Origin of the sequence: Cloacibacterium normanense, from assembly GCF_002943105.1 — a bacterium.
Lineage (GTDB): Bacteria > Bacteroidota > Bacteroidia > Flavobacteriales > Weeksellaceae > Cloacibacterium.
In genome coordinates, this window is record NZ_PTPZ01000003.1 from 392,475 (window position 1) to 412,399 (window position 19,925).

Annotated in this window: 14 protein-coding genes; 10 read left to right on the forward strand and 4 right to left on the reverse strand. The window is 33.5% G+C overall.

The window, feature by feature from the left end; genetic code table 11:
• Positions 1-5 precede the first annotated feature (5 nt).
• Positions 6-1,367: an aldehyde dehydrogenase gene (locus tag C3729_RS07230; protein ID WP_104793529.1), complete on the reverse strand. Its 1,362-nt coding sequence runs from the start codon at positions 1,365-1,367 to the stop codon at positions 6-8.
• A gap of 171 nt (positions 1,368-1,538) precedes the next feature.
• On the opposite strand from C3729_RS07230, the gene C3729_RS07235 reads away from it, so the two are divergent.
• The 6 genes from C3729_RS07235 (at position 1,539) to purF (ending at position 10,338) form a co-directional block, all read left to right on the forward strand.
• The gene (locus C3729_RS07235; RefSeq protein ID WP_104793530.1) at positions 1,539-2,345 is read left to right on the forward strand and encodes an SDR family oxidoreductase; all 807 of its coding nucleotides are present in this window, start codon (positions 1,539-1,541) and stop codon (positions 2,343-2,345) included.
• 134 nt (positions 2,346-2,479) lie between these two features.
• The gene (gene purB / locus C3729_RS07240; protein ID WP_104793531.1) at positions 2,480-3,907 is read left to right on the forward strand and encodes an adenylosuccinate lyase; all 1,428 of its coding nucleotides are present in this window, start codon (positions 2,480-2,482) and stop codon (positions 3,905-3,907) included.
• Between the two features lie 70 nt (positions 3,908-3,977).
• Entirely contained in the window at positions 3,978-7,673 is a 3,696-nt protein-coding gene (locus tag C3729_RS07245) for a phosphoribosylformylglycinamidine synthase (RefSeq protein ID WP_104793532.1), read from the forward strand.
• 21 nt (positions 7,674-7,694) lie between these two features.
• Positions 7,695-8,414 (forward strand): phosphoribosylaminoimidazolesuccinocarboxamide synthase, encoded by a 720-nt coding sequence (gene purC / locus C3729_RS07250; protein WP_104793533.1) that lies wholly within the window; start codon positions 7,695-7,697, stop codon positions 8,412-8,414.
• 71 nt (positions 8,415-8,485) lie between these two features.
• On the forward strand, positions 8,486-8,833 hold the full coding sequence (locus tag C3729_RS07255; protein ID WP_104793534.1) for a four helix bundle protein: 348 nt from the start codon (positions 8,486-8,488) through the stop codon (positions 8,831-8,833).
• Positions 8,833-10,338, forward strand: coding sequence for an amidophosphoribosyltransferase (gene purF, locus C3729_RS07260; protein ID WP_104793535.1), 1,506 nt, complete (start codon positions 8,833-8,835; stop codon positions 10,336-10,338). Before C3729_RS07255 ends, purF begins: the two co-directional genes overlap by 1 nt.
• An 86-nt stretch (positions 10,339-10,424) precedes the next feature.
• Here the strand turns inward: purF and C3729_RS07265 are convergent, their stop codons facing one another.
• The 3 genes from C3729_RS07265 to aroB form a co-directional block, all read right to left on the reverse strand.
• Positions 10,425-11,036, reverse strand: coding sequence for a porin family protein (locus tag C3729_RS07265; protein WP_069797302.1), 612 nt, complete (start codon positions 11,034-11,036; stop codon positions 10,425-10,427).
• A gap of 160 nt (positions 11,037-11,196) precedes the next feature.
• Positions 11,197-11,793 carry a porin family protein gene (locus tag C3729_RS07270; protein WP_104793536.1) on the reverse strand — a complete coding sequence of 199 codons (597 nt, stop codon included), beginning with the start codon at positions 11,791-11,793 and terminating at the stop codon, positions 11,197-11,199.
• 323 nt (positions 11,794-12,116) lie between these two features.
• Positions 12,117-13,160, reverse strand: a complete 1,044-nt coding sequence (aroB, locus tag C3729_RS07275) for a 3-dehydroquinate synthase (RefSeq protein ID WP_104793631.1) — start codon at positions 13,158-13,160, stop codon at positions 12,117-12,119.
• 183 nt (positions 13,161-13,343) lie between these two features.
• Between aroB and C3729_RS07280 the strand changes: the two genes are divergently transcribed.
• The 4 genes from C3729_RS07280 (at position 13,344) to C3729_RS07295 (ending at position 19,850) form a co-directional block, all read left to right on the forward strand.
• Positions 13,344-14,516: a proline dehydrogenase family protein gene (locus tag C3729_RS07280; RefSeq protein WP_104793537.1), complete on the forward strand. Its 1,173-nt coding sequence runs from the start codon at positions 13,344-13,346 to the stop codon at positions 14,514-14,516.
• Between the two features lie 259 nt (positions 14,517-14,775).
• Positions 14,776-17,214, forward strand: coding sequence for a primosomal protein N' (gene priA, locus C3729_RS07285; RefSeq protein ID WP_104793538.1), 2,439 nt, complete (start codon positions 14,776-14,778; stop codon positions 17,212-17,214).
• Between the two features lie 115 nt (positions 17,215-17,329).
• Complete coding sequence (gene dacB, locus C3729_RS07290) at positions 17,330-18,775, forward strand: D-alanyl-D-alanine carboxypeptidase/D-alanyl-D-alanine-endopeptidase (protein ID WP_104793539.1); 1,446 nt, start codon at positions 17,330-17,332, stop codon at positions 18,773-18,775.
• 172 nt (positions 18,776-18,947) lie between these two features.
• Positions 18,948-19,850: a T9SS type A sorting domain-containing protein gene (locus tag C3729_RS07295; RefSeq protein WP_104793540.1), complete on the forward strand. Its 903-nt coding sequence runs from the start codon at positions 18,948-18,950 to the stop codon at positions 19,848-19,850.
• Positions 19,851-19,925: the final 75 nt, after the last annotated feature.

Genomic DNA, 19,925 nt, shown 5'->3' on the forward strand with positions numbered 1-19,925 from the left:
AATTCTTACAATAATTTTTTCAAAATATTGAGTTTAGCATCAGAATAAGGAGGATATTTCAATTCTGGCTCCAAATAATTAGATTTTTTGAGGATTGCTTTTTGGTGAGAGAAAGCAATAAATCCAAATTTCCCATGATAATGCCCGATTCCAGAATTTCCTACACCTCCAAATGGAAGTCTGTCATTGCTCAAATGCATCAAAGTATCATTGATACAGCCACCTCCAAAACTCAATTTCTCGGTGAAAAGTTCTTGTTCTTTAGCATCATTGCTGAATAAATAGGCAGAAAGCGGTTTTTCACCTTTCACTACGGTTTGCATGGCAGTTTCTAGATTTTTATACGTCAAAATCGGTAAAATCGGTCCGAAAATTTCTTCTTGCATTACTGCATCATCCCAAGTTACGTTATCTAAAACAGTAGGAGAGATGTATCTTTTTTCACGGTTGGTTTCCCCTCCGAAAACCACTTTTTCGCGGTCAATCATCTTTTCTAATCGGTCAAAATTTCTCTCGTTGATAATTTTACAATAATGGTCTACGTTATCAGTATAGTTTCTTTTTTTAATTTCTTCGATAAGAACCTTTAAAAATTTTGCTTTGATATTTTCTGCAACATACAGATAATCAGGTGCAACGCAAGTTTGTCCCGCATTGATGAATTTTCCCCAAACAATTCTTTTCGCTGCAATTTGTAAGTCAGCTTTTTCGGTCACAAATGCTGGAGATTTTCCGCCCAATTCTAAAGTAACTGGCGTTAAATGTTCTGCGGCAGCTTTGTAAACGATTTTTCCAACTCGCGGACTTCCCGTGAAAAATATTTTGTCAAATCTTAGTTTTAAAATCGCTGTGGTTTCTTCTACACCACCTTCTACCACGTATAAAAATTGAGCATCAAAATTTTCATTGATGAGTTTTGCCATCGCTTTCATAGTATTTTCAGGAAGTTCGCTGGGTTTAATCATACAAGTGTTTCCAGCAGCAATTGCTGCAATAACTGGTGTTAAAGTCAATTGATAAGGATAATTCCACGCACCGATAACCAAACAATTTCCAAGCGGTTCAAACACGATTTTACTGCTTCCCATTTGGTTCACAATATTGGTGAGAACACTTTTTGGCTTGGCAAAAGATTTTAAATTTTTTAAATAATAGTCGATGTCTTTATATATAAAAGAAATTTCGGTTCCGAAAGTTTCAAATTCAGACTTCCCGAAATCTTGATAAATGGCATCATACAGTAATTTTTCATTGCTTTTGACTACTTTTTTCAGTTTTTGCAATTGTGCTTTTCTGAAATCTAAATCTTTGGTAGCGTGACTGTTAAAAAAAGTTTTCTGTTGTTGTAAAATATCAGCGTAATTCATTATTTTAGACATTGATTTTCACAAAGATAAAATAAACTGTAGATTTTCGAAGGAATATTTTTAAGTTTCAAAAAGACTTTATGTGAGAAATAATAGTTTTTAGAATTTTAAAGAAAACAAATGCTTTTCTGAAGTATCTTACCCTGTTGAATAAAAGAAAAATTAATTGATATGGATTTTAAAAATAAAAAAGTACTGATTACGGGTGGTTGCTCTGGAATTGGTAAAATCATGGCAAGAAAATCTTTGGAAAGAGGTGCCTCAAATTTGATTATTTGGGACATCAATGAAGAAGGTTTAGCCAAAACCAAAGAAGAATTTGCAAATTTCGGGAAAGAAATTTCTACGTATAAAGTAGATGTCTCTAACTTAGATGAAATTAAAATCGCTGCACAAAGAGTAAGAACAGAAGTAGGAAAAGTAGATATTCTCATCAATAATGCAGGAATTGTAGTAGGGAAATATTTTCATGAACACACGCACGAACAAATTCAGAAATCGTTATTGATTAATGCAAACGCTTTAATGCACATCGCATTAGAATTTTTACCAGAAATGATGAAAGAAAATGCTGGTGCCATTTGTAATATCGCGTCTTCAGCAGGATTGATTTCTAATCCTAAAATGTCTGTTTATGCAGCCTCAAAATGGGCAGTAAACGGTTGGAGTGATTCTTTAAGATTAGAAATGCAACAACTGGGCAAGAATATTTCTGTCACTACTATTATGCCTTTTTACATCAACACAGGAATGTTTGACGGAGTGAAATCTAAATTACTTCCGATTCTAGAACCAGAACCAACTTCAGAAAGAATTATCAAAGCCATAGAAAGAGGAACCAAGATTTTGGCAACGCCACTTCCTTATTGGTTTATCCGTTTTTCACAAGGAATTTTACCGATTCCAGCCTTCGATTGGGTGATGAAAAACGTCTTTGGAATTTATGATACCATGAAAGATTTTACAGGTAGAAAATAAAATTGAAACGCAGGGAATTTTCTTGCGTTTTTTGTTGAAAGTTAATTAAATGTTAATTTTCTTTAAATAAATTGGTACCAAAAGTATTATTATTGTATTTTTGAGCATCTAAAAAAAGTAAAAAAAGACCTTCGATGAATTCTTATAAAAATCCATTAGAAGAGCGCTATTCTAGTGAAGAAATGCTCTTCAATTTCTCACCTAATCAGAAATTTAGAACTTGGAGAAAACTGTGGATTGCGCTCGCAGAAATAGAAAAAGACCTCGGTTTAGACATTACCGATGAGCAAATTGCTCAGCTCAAAGAACATTCAGAAAACATAGATTTTGAAAAAGCAGCACACTACGAAAAGAAGTTTCGTCATGATGTGATGGCGCATGTTCATACCTACGGAGATGTTGCTCCATTAGCTAAACCAATCATTCATTTGGGTGCAACTTCGGCATTTGTAGGAGATAATACAGACCTTATTCAAATTAGAGACGGACTGCAAATTATCAGAAAACAATTGGTAAACGTCATCAAAAATCTTTCTGATTTTGCACTTCAATATAAAGATTTACCAACGCTTGGTTTTACACACTTTCAACCAGCACAGTTAACAACTGTGGGAAAACGTGCTACGCTTTGGTTGCAATCTTTACTTCTGGATTTAGAGGAATTAGAATTTTTCCTCGAAACATTAAGATTTAGAGGCGTAAAAGGAACTACAGGAACCGCAGCAAGCTTTCTAGAGCTTTTTAACGGAGATTATTCTAAAGTGAAACACTTAGACAAAGAATTGTCCAAACGTTTTGGTTTTGAAAAGGTTTTCGGGGTTTCTGGTCAAACTTACGATAGAAAAATTGATGCAAAAGTTTTGGCTTTATTGTCAAATATTGCACAATCTGCTCATAAATTTACCAACGATTTAAGACTTTTACAGAATTTAAAAGAAATAGAAGAACCTTTTGAGAAAAATCAAATTGGTTCATCTGCGATGGCTTACAAACGTAATCCTATGCGTTCTGAAAGAATTTCTGCATTAGCAAAATATGTGATGTCTTTGCAAAATTCATCTGCAATGGTAGCAGCTACACAATGGTTCGAAAGAACTTTAGATGATTCTGCAAATAAACGTTTAACCATTCCACAAGCGTTTTTAGCTGTAGATGCTATTTTGTTGATTTGGAATAACATTATGAATGGAATCGTAGTGTACGAAAACAGAATTCATAAACATATTATGGAAGAACTTCCGTTTATGGCCACAGAATACATCATCATGGAGGAAGTAAAAGCGGGTGGTGACCGACAGGAAATTCACGAAGTGATTCGCGTTCATTCTATGGAAGCCTCGAAAAAGGTAAAAATGGAAGGCAAAGAAAACGACTTAATAGAAAGGATCATGAATGACGACTCCCTGAAATTAGACAAGTCGAAATTGAAAGAGGTTCTAGACCCTAAAAATTTCATCGGCTTCGCACCTATCCAAACCGAGGAATTTGTTCAGCAAGAGATTCAACCTGTTTTGGAAAAATACGCCGACTTAATTGGCTTAGAATCAGAACTAAAAGTATAAATTTGTGCAGCGTTGTCGCTGCACTTTTTGTTTGAAAAGTAATAAATCTAATATTTAAATCTGACATCTGATGTCTTATAAAAAAAGAATTTTCGTAGAAAAAAGAGGAATTTTCGATGTAGAAAGTCCTAAAGTTTTAAATGAAATTAAATCTATTTTGCCAAACATTCAATCGGTAAAAGTCTTTAATATCTATGATATTTTTGGCTTAGACGAATTGGAATTTGAAAAAGTAGTCAACAATACTTTTGTAGATCCAGTGGTGGATATTTTGCATCATGAAAATCCTGCAAAATCCATTTATTTTGCAACAGAATTTCTTCCTGGTCAATATGATCAAAGAGCAGATTCTGCACAGCAATGTATCGCCTTACTTACTGGAAACGAGAAATCTACCGTAAGAAGTGGTAAACTGATTGAATTACAAGGAATCAATGAGGCTGATTTGACTAAAATCAAAAATTTGCTCATCAATAAAGTAGAATCTCAAGAAAAAAATCTTGAAATTTTAGAAATTCCAGCGGAAGAAACTCCAGATCAAATCAAAATCTACGATGATTTTAATGATTTAACAAGTCAACAACTTAACGATTTTTACAACAATCACGGTTTCGCCTTTGGTTTTGATGATTTACAGTTCATTCAAGACTATTTTAAATCAGAAAACAGAAATCCTACCGAAACCGAACTAAAAGTTTTGGATACCTATTGGAGCGATCATTGTCGTCACACTACTTTTGAAACAGAACTTACTGATATTCAGTTTGAAGGAAGGTTCAAGGAGACTTTAGAGAAAATCTTTAATGATTATTTAGAAAAAAGAAAATTCTTAGGCAGAGAAGCAAAACCTATTTCTTTGATGGATTTGGCTACGGTTTGCGCAAGATATTTCCATAAAACAGGCAAGCTAGAAAATCTAGTCGTTTCTGACGAAATCAACGCTTGTACCATAGAAATAGAAGCCGAATTTGACGGCAAAAAAGAACCTTGGTATCTGTTATTCAAAAACGAAACACACAATCACCCCACAGAAATTGAACCTTTTGGTGGTGCTTCTACTTGTTTGGGTGGCGCAATAAGAGATCCTTTGTCTGGAAGAGCATTCGTTTTTCAAGCGATGCGTTTAACGGGTGCTGCAGATGTTTTAGAGCCAATTTCTGAAACTTTACCTGGTAAATTGCCACAAAGAACCATTTCTAAACAAGCAGCAAATGGCTATTCTTCCTACGGAAATCAAATTGGTCTTGCAACGACTCACGTTTCTGAAATTTATGACGAAGGTTACAAAGCGAAGAGAATGGAAGTTGGTTTTGTAGCAGGAGCTGTTCCGAAATCTTGGGTTCGTAGAGAAAAACCAGTTGTTGGAGATGTGGTAATTGTTTTAGGAGGAGCAACGGGAAGAGATGGAGTTGGCGGAGCAACGGGAAGTTCTAAAGAGCAAGACGAAACTTCTATTCATACGATGAGTTCTGAGGTGCAGAAAGGAAATGCAGTGGAAGAACGAAAAATTCAACGATTGTTTAGGAATCCAGAAGTAACGAAGTTGATTAAAAAATCAAATGATTTTGGAGCGGGTGGAGTTTCTGTTGCAATTGGAGAAATTGCTGATTCACTGGAAATTAACCTCGATGTTTTACCTTTGAAATATGAAGGGTTAAATGGAACAGAACTCGCCATTTCGGAATCTCAAGAAAGAATGGCAGTAGTGATTGAAGCCCACGAAAAAGAAAAATTTATCAAATTCTGTGAAGCAGAAAACATAAAAGCCGTTGAAGTAGCAAAAGTTACAGACAGCGGAAGAATGCAAATGTTCTGGAACGGACAAAAAATTGTAGATTTATCCAGAGCATTTCTCGATACAAGCGGTTGCGCAAAGAAACAAGATGCTAAAGTTGCTCATTTACAAGAAATTAACTCAAGTTCTATTGAATTTAGTGAAGAGAATTTCTACAAAATTTTAGCAGATAAAAATACGGCATCTCAAAAAGGATTAGTCGAAATGTTTGATTCTACAGTGGGTGCGACTACAGTTGCGCTTCCTTTTGGTGGAAAATTTCAAACTACAGAAACCGAAGGTTGTGTGCAGACATTACCTATTCTCAACGCTGAAAATATAGAAACGGTTTCTTATGCAAGTTGGGGTTTTGATGCTGAAATTTCCAAGCAAAATTCTATGATTGGTGCAAGTTTAGCCGTGGTAGAGTCTGTGGCTAAAATCGTCGCAATGGGCGGAAATTTTAGAAATATCAGACTAAGTTTTCAGGAATATTTTGAAAAATTAGGCAATAATCCAGAAAAATGGGGGAAACCTTTAGCATCACTTTTAGGTGCTTATGATGCCCAAATGAACCTTGGTTTAGCAGCTATCGGAGGTAAGGATTCTATGAGTGGAACGTACCAAGATATCAATGTCCCTCCAACCTTAATTTCCTTCGCTTGTGCTGATGGAAAAAAATTAAACACTATTTCTCCAGAGTTTAAAAAGGCTGGAAACTTCATTTATCATTTCCATCACAAAACTCAAGAAAATGGATTGCCAAATTATCAAAATTTAAGCGAAGTTTTTGATTATATTCAACAAGGGATTCAGGATAAAAAAATCGTTTCTGTGAAAACCATTAAAGATGGTGGAGTTGCAGTAGCGGTTGCAAAAATGAGTTTTGGAAATCTTCTCGGTGCAGAAATTTCTATCGTTGAAAAATTATTACTCGAAAAAAATATCGGTGGATTAGTTATAGAATCTTCAGAAAAATTAGACAGTAATTTACTTGAATTAATAGGTGAGGTTAAAAATTCAAAAATAATCAAAATCAATAATTTAGATTTTAATATCTATAAATTACTTGAAGTTAATTTTGGAACGTTCGAAAATTTATTTCCAACTAAAGAAAAGGAAAGAATTCAAATTGATTTTGATGAAAATCTAAACGGAACAGAGAAAAAATCTATCAACATTATTTCTCATAAAATTGGAACACCAAAAGTTTTTGCTCCAATTTTCCCAGGAACCAATTGTGAATACGAAACGCAAAATGCTTTCAGAAAAGAAGGTGCTATTGTAGAGAGTTTACCACTGAAAAATTTAACCCATCAATTGCTCGATGAAAGTATAGAAGCTTGGCTAGAAAAAATTAAACAGTCGCAAATTTTAGTGTTTTCAGGAGGCTTTTCAGCAGGTGATGAACCAGACGGTTCGGCTAAATTTATTGTGAATGTTTTGAAGAATGAAAAGATGAAAAATGCAGTTCACGAATTGCTTTCCAGAGACGGAATGATTTTGGGAATTTGTAACGGTTTTCAGGCTTTGGTAAAATCTGGTTTGCTTCCTTACGGTGAAATCAGAGATTTAGATGAAACATCTCCAACTTTAGCGCACAATGCTATCGGAAGACACATTTCTCAGATGGTAGATGTAAAAGTCATCAATGATGATTCTCCTTGGTTAAAGGGAATGAAAGGCGAGGTTTATACCATCCCGATTTCTCACGGTGAAGGTAGATTCATGGCTTCGGAAGAAGTATTGCTGGATTTGTACAAAAAAGGTCAGATTGCTACACAATACATCGATACTGATGGAAACGTTGCGCACGGAATGCCATTTAATCCTAATCAATCGCTTTTCGGAATTGAAGGAATTACAAGTGAAAGTGGTAAGATTTTTGGAAGAATGGGGCATCCTGAACGTTTTGCAGAAGGTTTGTTCAAAAACATTCCTACAGCAAATTATCATAATATTTTCAGAAACGGAGTAGAATATTTTAAATAAATCCTAAATAAAAAGTTAGATATGAATAAAGGTGAAATGCTTTACGAAGGAAAAGCAAAACAAGTTTTCGCAACAGAAAATCCAGAAGAAGTAATCGTAAAATTCAAAGACGATGCAACGGCATTTAATGCACAAAAACGTGGAAGTTTCGATTTGAAGGGCGAAATGAACAACGCTATTACTACACTTATTTTTGAGTATTTACAAGAAAAAGGAATCCCAACTCATTTCATCAAACAATTGAATGAAAGAGAACAGTTGGTAAGAAAAGTGAGTATTATTCCTCTAGAAATGGTGGTGAGAAACTACGCTGCAGGAAGTATGGCACAAAGATTAGGAGTAGAAGAAGGTGTAAAATCTCCATTTACCATTTTTGATATTTGTTATAAAAAAGATGAATTAGGTGATCCGTTGATTAATGATTGTCACGCCATTTTCTTGGGAGCTGCTACCAAAGAAGAACTAGATGAAATGTATGCTTTAACTAACAAAATCAATGAGTTACTGAAAGAATTGTTTGATAAGATGAACATTATTTTGGTAGATTTCAAAATCGAATTAGGAAAAACATCTGATGGTAAAATTATTCTCGCAGACGAGATTTCTCCAGATACTTGCAGACTTTGGGATAAAGATACCATGAAAAAACTCGATAAAGATAGATTCAGACGTGATTTGGGCGAAGTTACAGAAGCGTATGTAGAAATCTATGAAAGATTGAAAAAAACTCTAGGAAAGTAATTGGTATCTAGTAATTAGTAATTGGTATCTAGTAATTGGTATTTAGTATTAAGTTTTAAAAAATAAATTTTATGCACAATTATAAAAAACTGAATGTATGGATTTCATCAATTTCCCTTGTTAAAAATATATATAATTTAACCAGAAAATTTCCGAAGGAAGAAATGTTTGTTTTGACTCAACAATTAAGAAGAGCTGCAATTTCAATTCCTTCTAATATTGCTGAAGGTGCGGGTAGGAATTCAAACGCTCAGTTTAAGAATTTTTTACAAATTTCAATTGGTTCTTGTTTTGAATTAGAAACTCAATTAATTATTTCAAAAGAATTAGAATACATTTCAGAAGAAGAACTAGAGACCATTTCTAAAGAATTAGATTCAATAATGAAAATGAATCATAATCTCCAAAAAACGTTGTAATGAAATTAGAATTTCAAAATTATTCAACTATATCCAAATATGCTTTTGAAAATCGTTATAATGATTTTCAAAATACCAAATACCAAATACCAAATACCAATTACCCATTTGATAAAATGGAAGAAGAATGTGGTATTTTTGGTTTGTATTCTGATAATGAAGTAGATACGTTCTCGCTTTCTCAGTTCGGGTTGTTTGCTTTGCAGCATCGTGGACAAGAAGCTTGCGGTATTTCTGTTTCTTCTCAAGGTAAAATTATTACGGTAAAAGATGAAGGTTTGGTGTTGGATGTTTTTAAAACCATTCCAAATCCAGAAGCATTATTAGGAAATGCAGTGATTGGTCATACTCGTTATACCACAGCTGGAGATAAAAAAACCTATAATTTTCAGCCATTTTTTGCAAAAAATGAGTACGACCAAATTATTTTGTCGATTGCTCATAATGGTAATTTGACCAATGCGCAAGAACTCAAAGCAGAATTAGAAGCGGAAGGTGTAGTTTTCAAAGCAACTTCAGATTCTGAGGTGATATTGAGATTGATTCAGAAAAATCTGGATTTAGGATTGCGGGGTGCGATAAAAGCAACCATGGAAAAAATAGAAGGCGCTTATTCCGTTGTAGGAATGACCAGAAATAAATTTTTTGCGTTCAGAGATTTTCATGGAATTCGTCCTTTGGTTTTAGGAGCGATAGACGAAAAAACTTTCGCTTGTGCTTCTGAAACTTGTGCATTAGATGCTGTAGGAGCGCAATATGTAAGAGATATTCTTCCTGGTGAAATTGTTTATACTTCTGAGCATCACGAAGGTTTACAGAGTTTCTTGGTTAAAGAAAATTGCGAAAGAAGAATCTGTGCTTTTGAATATATTTATTTTGCAAGACCTGATACTACTTTAGAGGGAATTAATGTACACGAAATTAGAGAAAAGTCTGGCGAAAAAATTTGGGAACAAGCTCCTGTAAAAGCAGATGTGGTCATTGGGGTTCCAGATTCTGGAGTTCCTGCTGCAATTGGCTATTCTAAAGCTTCTGGAATACCATTTAGACCAGTTTTAATTAAAAACAGATACATCGCGAGAAGTTTCATTGTTCCGTCTCAGGAAATGAGAGAAAGAGTAGTGAATTTGAAACTGAATCCTATTGTTGCTGAAATCAAAGGCAAGTCAGTGGTCATTATTGATGATTCTATTGTAAGAGGAACAACTTCTAAGCGATTGGTGAAAATTTTAAGAGACAGTGGAGCGAAAGAAATTCATTTCAGAAGTGTTTCTCCACCGATTATTGCGCCATGTTTCTTAGGAATTGATACTCCGAAAAAAGATGATTTAATCGCCGCAAATATGTCTGTGGAAGAATTAAAAGATTATTTGGGAGTAGACAGTTTAGAATTTTTGAGCATTGATAATTTAAAAGTAATTTTAGGTTCTTCTGACCATTGTTTCGGTTGTTTTACAGAAAAATATCCGGTAAATAAACCAAAAGAAACGCATTTGTTTGATTAGTTTTAAATTTAAATAAATAGAAAAACTCGAGAATTTCTCGAGTTTTTTTGGTAATGATAGGTTGTATGTATGAAAGTGTTAGTGTTCTAAAAGTTGAAATCAAGACCTACTTGCAAGTTATTGTTCTTAGAATTGCTTAAGAAATAATCGGTTACGTTTCCATCTTTTCCAATTCCTGTTAAACCGAATGTATAACGAGCATTGATGCCTAAATTTTCATTGATTTTAAGTCCAGCGCCAACTCCAGCTCCTACATTAAATCGGTTTAAGTAATCCATATTAATGTTGGTAGAAGGTGTGATAATGGTGTTTAAACTTTGGTTTGCCGAAAGCATGTAGCTAAACTCTGGTCCTACTTCTAAATATAAATTGCTCGGTAAATTATACTGCAACATAATCGGTAATGATAGATAATCTAGTTTAGTAGTTGTAGAAACTTGGCCAATAATTCCTCCGAAATCATATAAATCGGTTTTTGCGCCCATTTGGTTGTACACCAATTCTGGTTTGATGCTGTAAGATTCTGTAATAGGGAAAGTAGCAGTTACACCTGCATATAATCCAGTTTTCATTTTCGTGTCTACTGCGGTAGAAGTATTAGAAATGTCTGATAAGTTAAGACCTGCTTTTACTCCAAATTGTTGAGCAAAAGAAAGTGAACTTGCTAAAACGGTTAATCCCAAAAATATTTTTTTCATAATCTTTTTATTTTTCAAAATTAAATAATTGTTTAATGTTTTCATATTTCCAAAGAGCATGCCAAAAATGCAACCGAATTATCAAGTGTCTGATTTACAGCACTAAAAAAGCCGAAGAATAATCTTCGGCTTTTACTTTTTTTCATCAAGTGTTCTTTCATTAGAACTTTATATTTAAACCAACTTGAAAAGCGTTGTTTTTATTTTTCGCGTCAGTTGAAGGTCCTGATTCTTTAGTGATATCACTGAAACCAGCTACATATCTTGCGTTTAAACCTACATTTTTAGAAATGTCAAATCCTAAACCTAGACCAACTCCCATGTTGAAGCTGTTGAAGTCTTCTTTATCCAATTCTGTTACTGTTGAAGAAGAACCGTCATCAAATTTTTGTTTAGCATTCACTAAAAATCCAAATTCTGGACCTGCTTCTAAGTAAAACTGTGGAGTAGCTTTATATTGGAACATCACTGGTACTGCTACATAATCTAAGTTAAGGGTAGAAGAATAAGTAGTTCCTAATACGGTAGAAGATACTTTAGAGCCTAAATTGTTATATAAAACTTCTGGTTGAATGCTGAATGATTCTGATACTGGAACGTTCATGAATACACCTGCATAATAACCTACTTTTGATTTAGTGTCATCAAATCCTTCGTCTGAAATAGTTGAAACGTTCATACCTGCTTTTGCTCCGAATTGCTGTGCAAATGTCAATGAGCTTACTGCTACTGCAGCGGTTAAAAATAATTTTTTCATAATTTTAAATTTTTTGTTCTTATTAATTTCTAATTTCTAATTTTTAAGTTTTATGTTTTTGTCTTTGCAAAGTTTCAAATTTTGTAAAAGCTTCTCGTTATAAAATTTTAAACAATTGTTTCAAAATTTTTGCTCCACACTTGTAAGCTTTATTAAAACTGAAAAGTTGTTCAGATTTCTAAGGCAAAGTTGTAGCATTTCTTAAAATTTTATTTTACAAAATTTTCATTGTTTTTTACAGAATTCCATAAAAAAAAGTTTGGCCAAAGCCAAACTTTCAAATATGTTGCCAAAAAACCTTTTGTTAAAGGGTTTTTATTATGCTATGCATTAATATTTCTGTAGTAATCTAAAGCTTGTTCTATGTGCTCTTGACTTACTTTATAGTCATAGTTACATTTACCTAAACCTTCTAAAATAGAGAAATTAATCTTTCCATGGTCGTTCTTTTTGTCATTGAGCATCAGTGAGATAATCTCTTTATTGCTAAATGCAGAAATCGAAATATATGGATAGTATTTTTGAATATTTTCAATAATGTGGTGTGCTTTTTCTGGCGAAATAAGATTTTCTAACTCCGAAATTTTAGTTTCGATAATCATTCCAAGCGCTACCGCTTCACCATGTGGAATGACGTGGTGCGTTTTAAGGCAAAGACTTTCCACAGCATGACCAATGGTGTGACCAAAATTTAATATTTTTCTAAGACTTTTTTCTTTGTAATCTTTTACCACCACATTTTCTTTAATCATCATAGAGTTTTCGATATGCGGAGCAATATTTTCGGGCGTAAGTTCTTCTATGGTAATGAGATCATTCCAGTGAGAAACATCCGCAATTAATCCATGTTTCAGCATTTCCGCAAAACCGCTTCTTAACTCTACAAAGTCCAGCGTTTTTAAAAATTCTGGATAAACCAAAATATGCTCTGCTTCTGCAAAAGTTCCTATAATATTTTTAAGATATTGGTGGTCTATTCCTGTTTTTCCTCCAATAGAAGCATCACACATCGCTAGAAGTGTAGTGGGAATATTGATGAAAGAAATTCCTCTCTTATAAGTAGAAGCTACGAAACCGCCCAAATCGGTAATCACACCACCTCCTAAATTGAGAAGTAATGATTTCCTGTCTGCTTCAAAATCTGATAAAATTTCCCAAAGTTGTACCACCGTAGAAATATTTTTAGCATCTTCTCCTGATTCTATTTCTATAATTTCAAAGTGAACATCGGTATCTAGATTTCCTAAAAGTGTAGGAAGGCAATGTTGATGAGTGTTTTCGTCTACCAAGATGAAAATCTGACTTGGATTTTTTTCTTGTATAAACGTATTAAGTGCTGAAAATTCTGAGTCTAAAATAGAAAGCATGCAAAAAATTTTTGCAAAAATAACAATAAAAAGCACACCAAAATTTTGGTGTGCCGTGATTTTTGTCTTGTATAACAAAATTATTCTATACAAATGTTTAATTATTAGACCTATAAAAATCATGAAATTTATATTTTAGTAATTGCATAACAATCATTAAATTTGGGCGTCAAATAATTATATATGTCAATTTTCAACGATACTAAAATTGCTTTTGCTGAAAAGTCAACAGCGCAACTAGAAAAAGCCAAGTGGATGTTTACCGCTATTAAATATCCTAGCCTTACGAATGTGGGAATTAACGTTTTGAATTTCACCATTAAAAACAATTTTCCTTTGGTAACAGATTTAGTGAAAAATACTCTTTTCGAGCAATTCTGTGGTGGTGAAACGCGTGAACAAAGCATGAAAGTGGTAGACAAAATGTTTAAGCATCATGTAGGAAGCATTTTTGATTATGCCATCGAAGGAAAAGAAGAAGAAGCGGCTTTTGATATAACTTGCGAAGAAATTAAAGAAAATATAAAATTTGCAATAGGTAATCCTGCTATTCCTTTTGTGGTTTTTAAACCAACAGGTTTTGGTAGATTAGACTTGTATGCTGATGTATCAGCGGGAAAAGAATTAACCAGTTCCGAAAAAGAAGAATGGCAACGTGTAAGAAACCGTTATGAAGAAGTTTGCAAAATGGCGTATGAAAATAAGGTAATTCTGATGATTGATGCAGAAGAGTCTTGGATGCAAGATGCAGTAGATCATTTGGTAAACGAAATGATGGAGAAATACAACCAAGAAAAAGCCTACATCTGGAATACACTCCAAATGTACAGAACCGGAAGATTAGAATATATGGCTCAAGATTTAGAGCGTGCAAAATCTAAAAACTATTTCTTGGGATATAAATTTGTTCGTGGTGCTTACATGGAAAAAGAAAGAGAGCGCGCTGCTGAAAAAAAATACCCAGATCCAATACAGCCAACCAAAGAAGCTACCGATAATAATTATAATGCAGCAGTAGATTTTGTTTTAGAAAATTTAGAGAGAGTAGCAGCATTTTTCGGGACTCATAATGAAAAGTCTACAGAATTGGCGATGGATAAAATGCAAGCCAAAGGTTTACCTCATGACCATGAAAATATCCATTTCGGGCAGTTATACGGAATGAGTGATAACATAACTTATTACCTTGGCGAAAAAAAATACAATGTAACCAAGTATTTACCTTACGGTCCTGTAAAAGACGTGGTGCCTTATCTTACCAGAAGAGCACAGGAAAACACTTCTGTAGCTGGACAAACAGGTCGTGAACTTTCATTGATTCAAAAAGAATTAGAAAGAAGAAGAAAAGAAAAGTAATTTTTTCAGAAATTTTTCAAAATATCAATACAAGCGGATATCACTTTGAGCGTAGTCGAAAAGTAGTCCGCTTTTTTTATGAATTTGGTTATCGGCTTTAGCTAAAACTTAATTCTCTTAATTCATTTATTAAATTTAAATTAAAGGAAACTTCGCGTTCTTTGCGTAAAAACTTTGCGACTTTGCGTGAAAAATCAATTCTAAAATCCGTATTTTTGTAAAAATCATCATCAAATCGTCAAATCAACACATCGCCGCATTGACTTTCGCACAAATCATTCTACCGCTTAATCTCAAAGGAACTTTTACCTACAAAGTTTCCGAAGAATTTTTGTCGAAAATCGAAGTAGGAATGCGTGTTTTGGTTCCTTTTGGTGGGAAGAAAATCTATACAGGAATTGTTGCCGAAATTCATCAGAATGAACCCGAAACTTTTTTGCCAAAAGACATTCATTCATTGCTAGATGCAGAACCTATTGTTCCCAAACAGCAATTGAGATTCTGGAATTGGTTTTCGGAATATTATCTCTGTAATATTGGCGAAATCTACCGTTTTGCGTTTCCAAGTTCTTTAAAATTAGAAAGTGAAACCTATCTGAAACGAAATCCGAACAAAGAAATAGACTGGGAAGTTCTGGACGCCAATGAAACCTATTTATTACAAGCTCTAGAAGTGAAAAGCCTCATCAGTTTATCTGAAATAGAAGCGTTTATTCCTAAAAAAGAAATCGTAAAAACAGTAAAAGCACTCATCGACGAACAGTTGATTTTAATAGACGAAAAAATCTACGAAAAATATAAAGCCAAAGAAGTAGCTTATCTTAAAATTGATGAAAATATTCTCGGCAATCTGTCAGAAATTCTGCAAAGTTTAACCAAAGCCAAAAAACAAAAAGATTTGTTTTTGTCAATTTTGGAGGCTCAACAAACACAAAATCAACCGCTGCGAAAGTCTCAATTTTTTGAAAATGGAGTTTTCAATGCTTCGCATTTAAGAGGTTTGGTGGAGAAAAATTTGGTGCAAGAATATTACCTTCAGAAAGATAGAATCGAAACTTATGAAGGAGAAATAGAAAATCTGGAAAAACTTTCGAAAATTCAAGAAAAAGCTTTGACAGAAATAGATGAAGGTTTCCGTGATGGCAAAAATGTCTTGCTTCATGGTGTTACCAGTTCAGGAAAAACGCATTTGTATCTGGAAAAAATAGAAGAAACCATTGCTAATGGAAGAAATGTATTGTTTCTGCTTCCAGAGATTGCTTTGACCAAACAAATTATCCAAAGATTAGAAAAAAAATACGGAAAACAACTCGGTTTTTATCATCAAAAACTCACAGATTTCGAAAAAGTAGAAGTTTGGCGAAAAGTGAAGAATAATGAGATTAAAATCCTCATCGGAACCAGAAGTTCGTTGTTTCTTCCGTTTCAGAATTTGGGCTTAATCATCATCGATGAAGAACATGATGCTGCTTACAAACCACGTGAAGTAAAACCGTTTTTTAATGCAAAAGATGCCGCTTTGGTTTTGGCAAATTATTATCAAGCAAAAGCGATTTTGGGTTCTGCAACGCCTTCTGTAGAAAGTTATTACGCTGCAAAAAAAGGCAAGTTAAAATACGTTTTCTTAGGAGAAAGATTTGGCGAAGTAGCTTTGCCAAAATATGAAATCATCAATTTCAAAGAAGCGCAAGAATCGAAACTTTCAGTAGGGCATTTTTCTCAGCATTTAATTGATAAAATTTCTGAAAATTTAGAACATAAAAAGCAGACCATCATTCTGCACAACAGAAGAGGTTATGCAAACGTGGTAGAATGCGAAAGTTGCGGTCATGTTACCTATTGCAGCAATTGTGATGTGGTGATGACCTATCATAAATCTACCAACGAGTTGAAATGCCATTACTGTGGTCACAAAGCGCAGAAACCTAAAATCTGTCCGAAATGTCAAAGTACAAATCTCAACACTCGTGGAATTGGCATAGAACAGATAGAAGAAGAAACGCAGAAAATCTTTAAGGAAACTCAAGTAGAAAGAATGGATGTAGACAGTATGCGTAAGAAATTTGCCTACGAAAAACTCTACGAAAAAATAGAATCTGGAGAAGCCGAAATTGTGGTAGGAACACAAATGATTTCTAAAGGTTTGGATTTTGATAATATAGAATTGGTGGCTATTCCTAAAGCAGATGCACTGTTGTATGTTCAGGATTTCAGAGCAGAAGAAAGAGCTTATCAGTTAATTACGCAGGTTTCGGGAAGAGCGGGAAGAAACTCTGGGAAAGGTAAAATTTATATCCAAACTTATAATCCTCATCATCCTCTTTTTGAACTGATTAAAGAAGAAAATTCTACAAAAATTTATGAGCATTTCCTCAAAGAAAGAGAGCAATTTTTGTATCCACCTTTTGTGAAATTGGTTTTAATAGAACTCAAGCACAGAAAAGAAGAAAAATTACAGAGAGCTTCTCAGTTTTTAAGTTCGGTTTTGCAAAAATATTTGCCTTTGCCATGTATTTTAGGGCCAGAAAAAGCACCGATTGGTAAAATAAATCTCTTGTATCAGTATCAGATTTTGCTCAAATTACCAAGAGGCAAAAAGTACCAAGAATACAAGGATTACGTGCTGAAATCTCTCGAAGAATTCGAAGAAATTACTGCTTATAAAAGTATCAAAATAGATACGTTTGTTGATTTTTAACAAATTTTAACAATTCTTGGGACAGTTTTAGCTATACAAGAAGAATAGGAAAAGGCAATAATTTATAAATTTGCCTCGTTAGAATATTGAAAATCTGATTATTATAAAGTCTAAAATGAGAGAATTGAAAAGAATAGCTATAGCTGCAACTGTGCTTGTACAAACCGCAGTTATTGCCCAAACTTCATCAGTTTCTTCTAATATATATACCGAAAAAAGTGGAATAGGAAGTGCTGGAATAGAAAAACCCGTGCTTTCTCCTAAAGAACAGTTAGAAGAAAATATAGAAAAAATGAAAAAAGACCCTCTTTTGCGCAATGCAACTTGGGGTTTTGTAGTCTACGATACCAAAAAAAAAGAAGTCATCACCGGTTATAATGAAGACAAACCTCTGATTCCGGCTTCTACTACCAAATTGCTTTCTACCGATGCTTCTATGTCACTTTTGGGAGGAAGATTCAAATGGATTACCCAATTAGAATACTCTGGAACCATTGACGAAACGGGAACGCTTAACGGAAATCTTTTCGTGATTGGCAGTGGTGATCCTTCTATGGGAACAGGAAAAGCAGGAGCGTGGTCTTATTCTCAAATTATCAGCGATTATTTAGCGAAAATTTCTGAAGCAGGAATTAAAAAAATCAATGGAGATATTGTGGTGCAAACGGCTGTTTTTCAAGATGTAAGATTAGAATTGCCTGAAAAAATAGTTTGGCTAGAGCACAACAATTACTATCTTCCTGTAGGAAATACCAATAACATCAACCCAAAAAACGAGAGAATTGCCGTAAAAGCAAAATCTGTTTTTGACACTTCAAAAAGATATTTTTACGTTTCTCCTTACATGCACAAAATGGCTTTCACCGAAAAATTTGAAGCCAATAATTTAATTACCACAATTCCTGCAGCTCCAGCGTTATTAGCCAATAATCTTAGAGCGAGTTTGATTAAAAATAGAATCCCTATTTCTGGAAAAGTCATCAATAGAGTGACTGACCCAAATCCTGAAGAAAGACAGTTTTTAGCGAAATATTCTTCGCCTACAATGGTGGATATTATTTACTTTACCAACCAAAAAAGTGATAATGCTTTAGCAGAATCTCTGTTGAAAACGGTAGGTTTTTACAAAACAGGAAATGTTTCTCTAGAATCGGGACGAGAAACTATCGTGAGACATTTAGAAGAAAAAAGATATGATTTTGATGGCTTAGTTTTAGCGGATGGAAGTGGTTTGTCGAGAGCAAATAAAGTAAAACCGATTTCTCAGGTGAAGTTTTTAGCAGAGGTAATGAAAGAAAAATATTATGACGATTTTCTTAAATCTTTGCCGATTGCTGGTGAAACAGGAACGCTGAGAAGAATGTTTAAATCGGGTAACAATTACGGTCAAATTTTTGCCAAAACAGGAACACTCAATGGGGTAAAATGTTTGGCAGGTTACATTAAAACTAGAGACGGAAGAATTCTTTCTTTTTCTTTGTTAATCAATGGTTATTTAGGTTCTGTAGACCAAATAAAAGCCAGAATGGAACAATTGCTAGAACCTGTGATAGATTTGTAATATTTCCTCATTTTAATACATAAAACCTTCTTTAGTGAAGGTTTTTTTTTATCTTTATTTTCGGGTTTTTTTGTTCTTTTTGTATATTATGTTTAATTTTTAGTTTAAAATTTTGTATTTATATGATATATTTTTGTATATTGTTAAGGATTTAATAACTAAAATTTTTATTATGAAAAAAACTTTATTTTCTTTAATTACAATTTTGTCATTATGTGTTCTTTCAATTAAGGCACAAACTACAAAAATTTCTTTTGAAACATCCGAAGGGTATTCGGTAGGAAGTCTTAGTGGGCAACAAGGTTGGACAGTATGGGGAGGTTTACCTGTGGCTAATCCACAGGTTGTGAATGCTAATGCAACAGATGGTGTAAATTCCTTTACCATGGGTAGTAATGGTGAAGTAAATCAATCTTGTGGAATTGAGAAAAATATTTCAAGTTTAGTAACTGGGAATGATGTAGAAATCTCATTTGATTACAAGTTTGATAATATTAATGGTTCGGATTATCAAATGGCAGTTTACAATGATAATGTAGATTATTATTACACAGCAGCATTAGGTGTTAGTTATATTGACGGGACATTATCTTATAGAAATGCAACATCATTTGTTAATGGACCAGTTTTGACACCTAACAAATGGTATAATTTTAAAATAAGAATTAAAAAATCAAATAGTACATTAGAATATTTTGTAGACGGCACATCCATATATTCTGGAGCGCTAGGAACTTATAAAAATGTTCATACTATTGATTTTGTTTACGATGATTATGGTACAGGATTTAAAGTTGATAATATTCTTGTCACTAATTTAAGCAATCTCTCTACTGGAGAAATTGCTGAAAAAGGTAATCTTGTAGTTTCACCTAATCCTGTAACAGAAAAATTGAATATTGAAACTGAAGGAAAAATTATTTCTGTTTCAATTTATGATTTTAAAGGAAGTTTAGTGAAAACTATTTCAGGGGCTAACAAAACGGTTGATGTTTCTGATTTAAGCGTTGGAAATTATTTGGTAAAAGTTAAAACTGATAAAGCAGAATTTACAAAAAAAGTAATAAAGAAATAAGATTTTAAAATCATATTGTTTTTAATTTCTTTAAATTAGAAAGTCGTTTCATAATAGTGAAACGGCTTTTTTTAT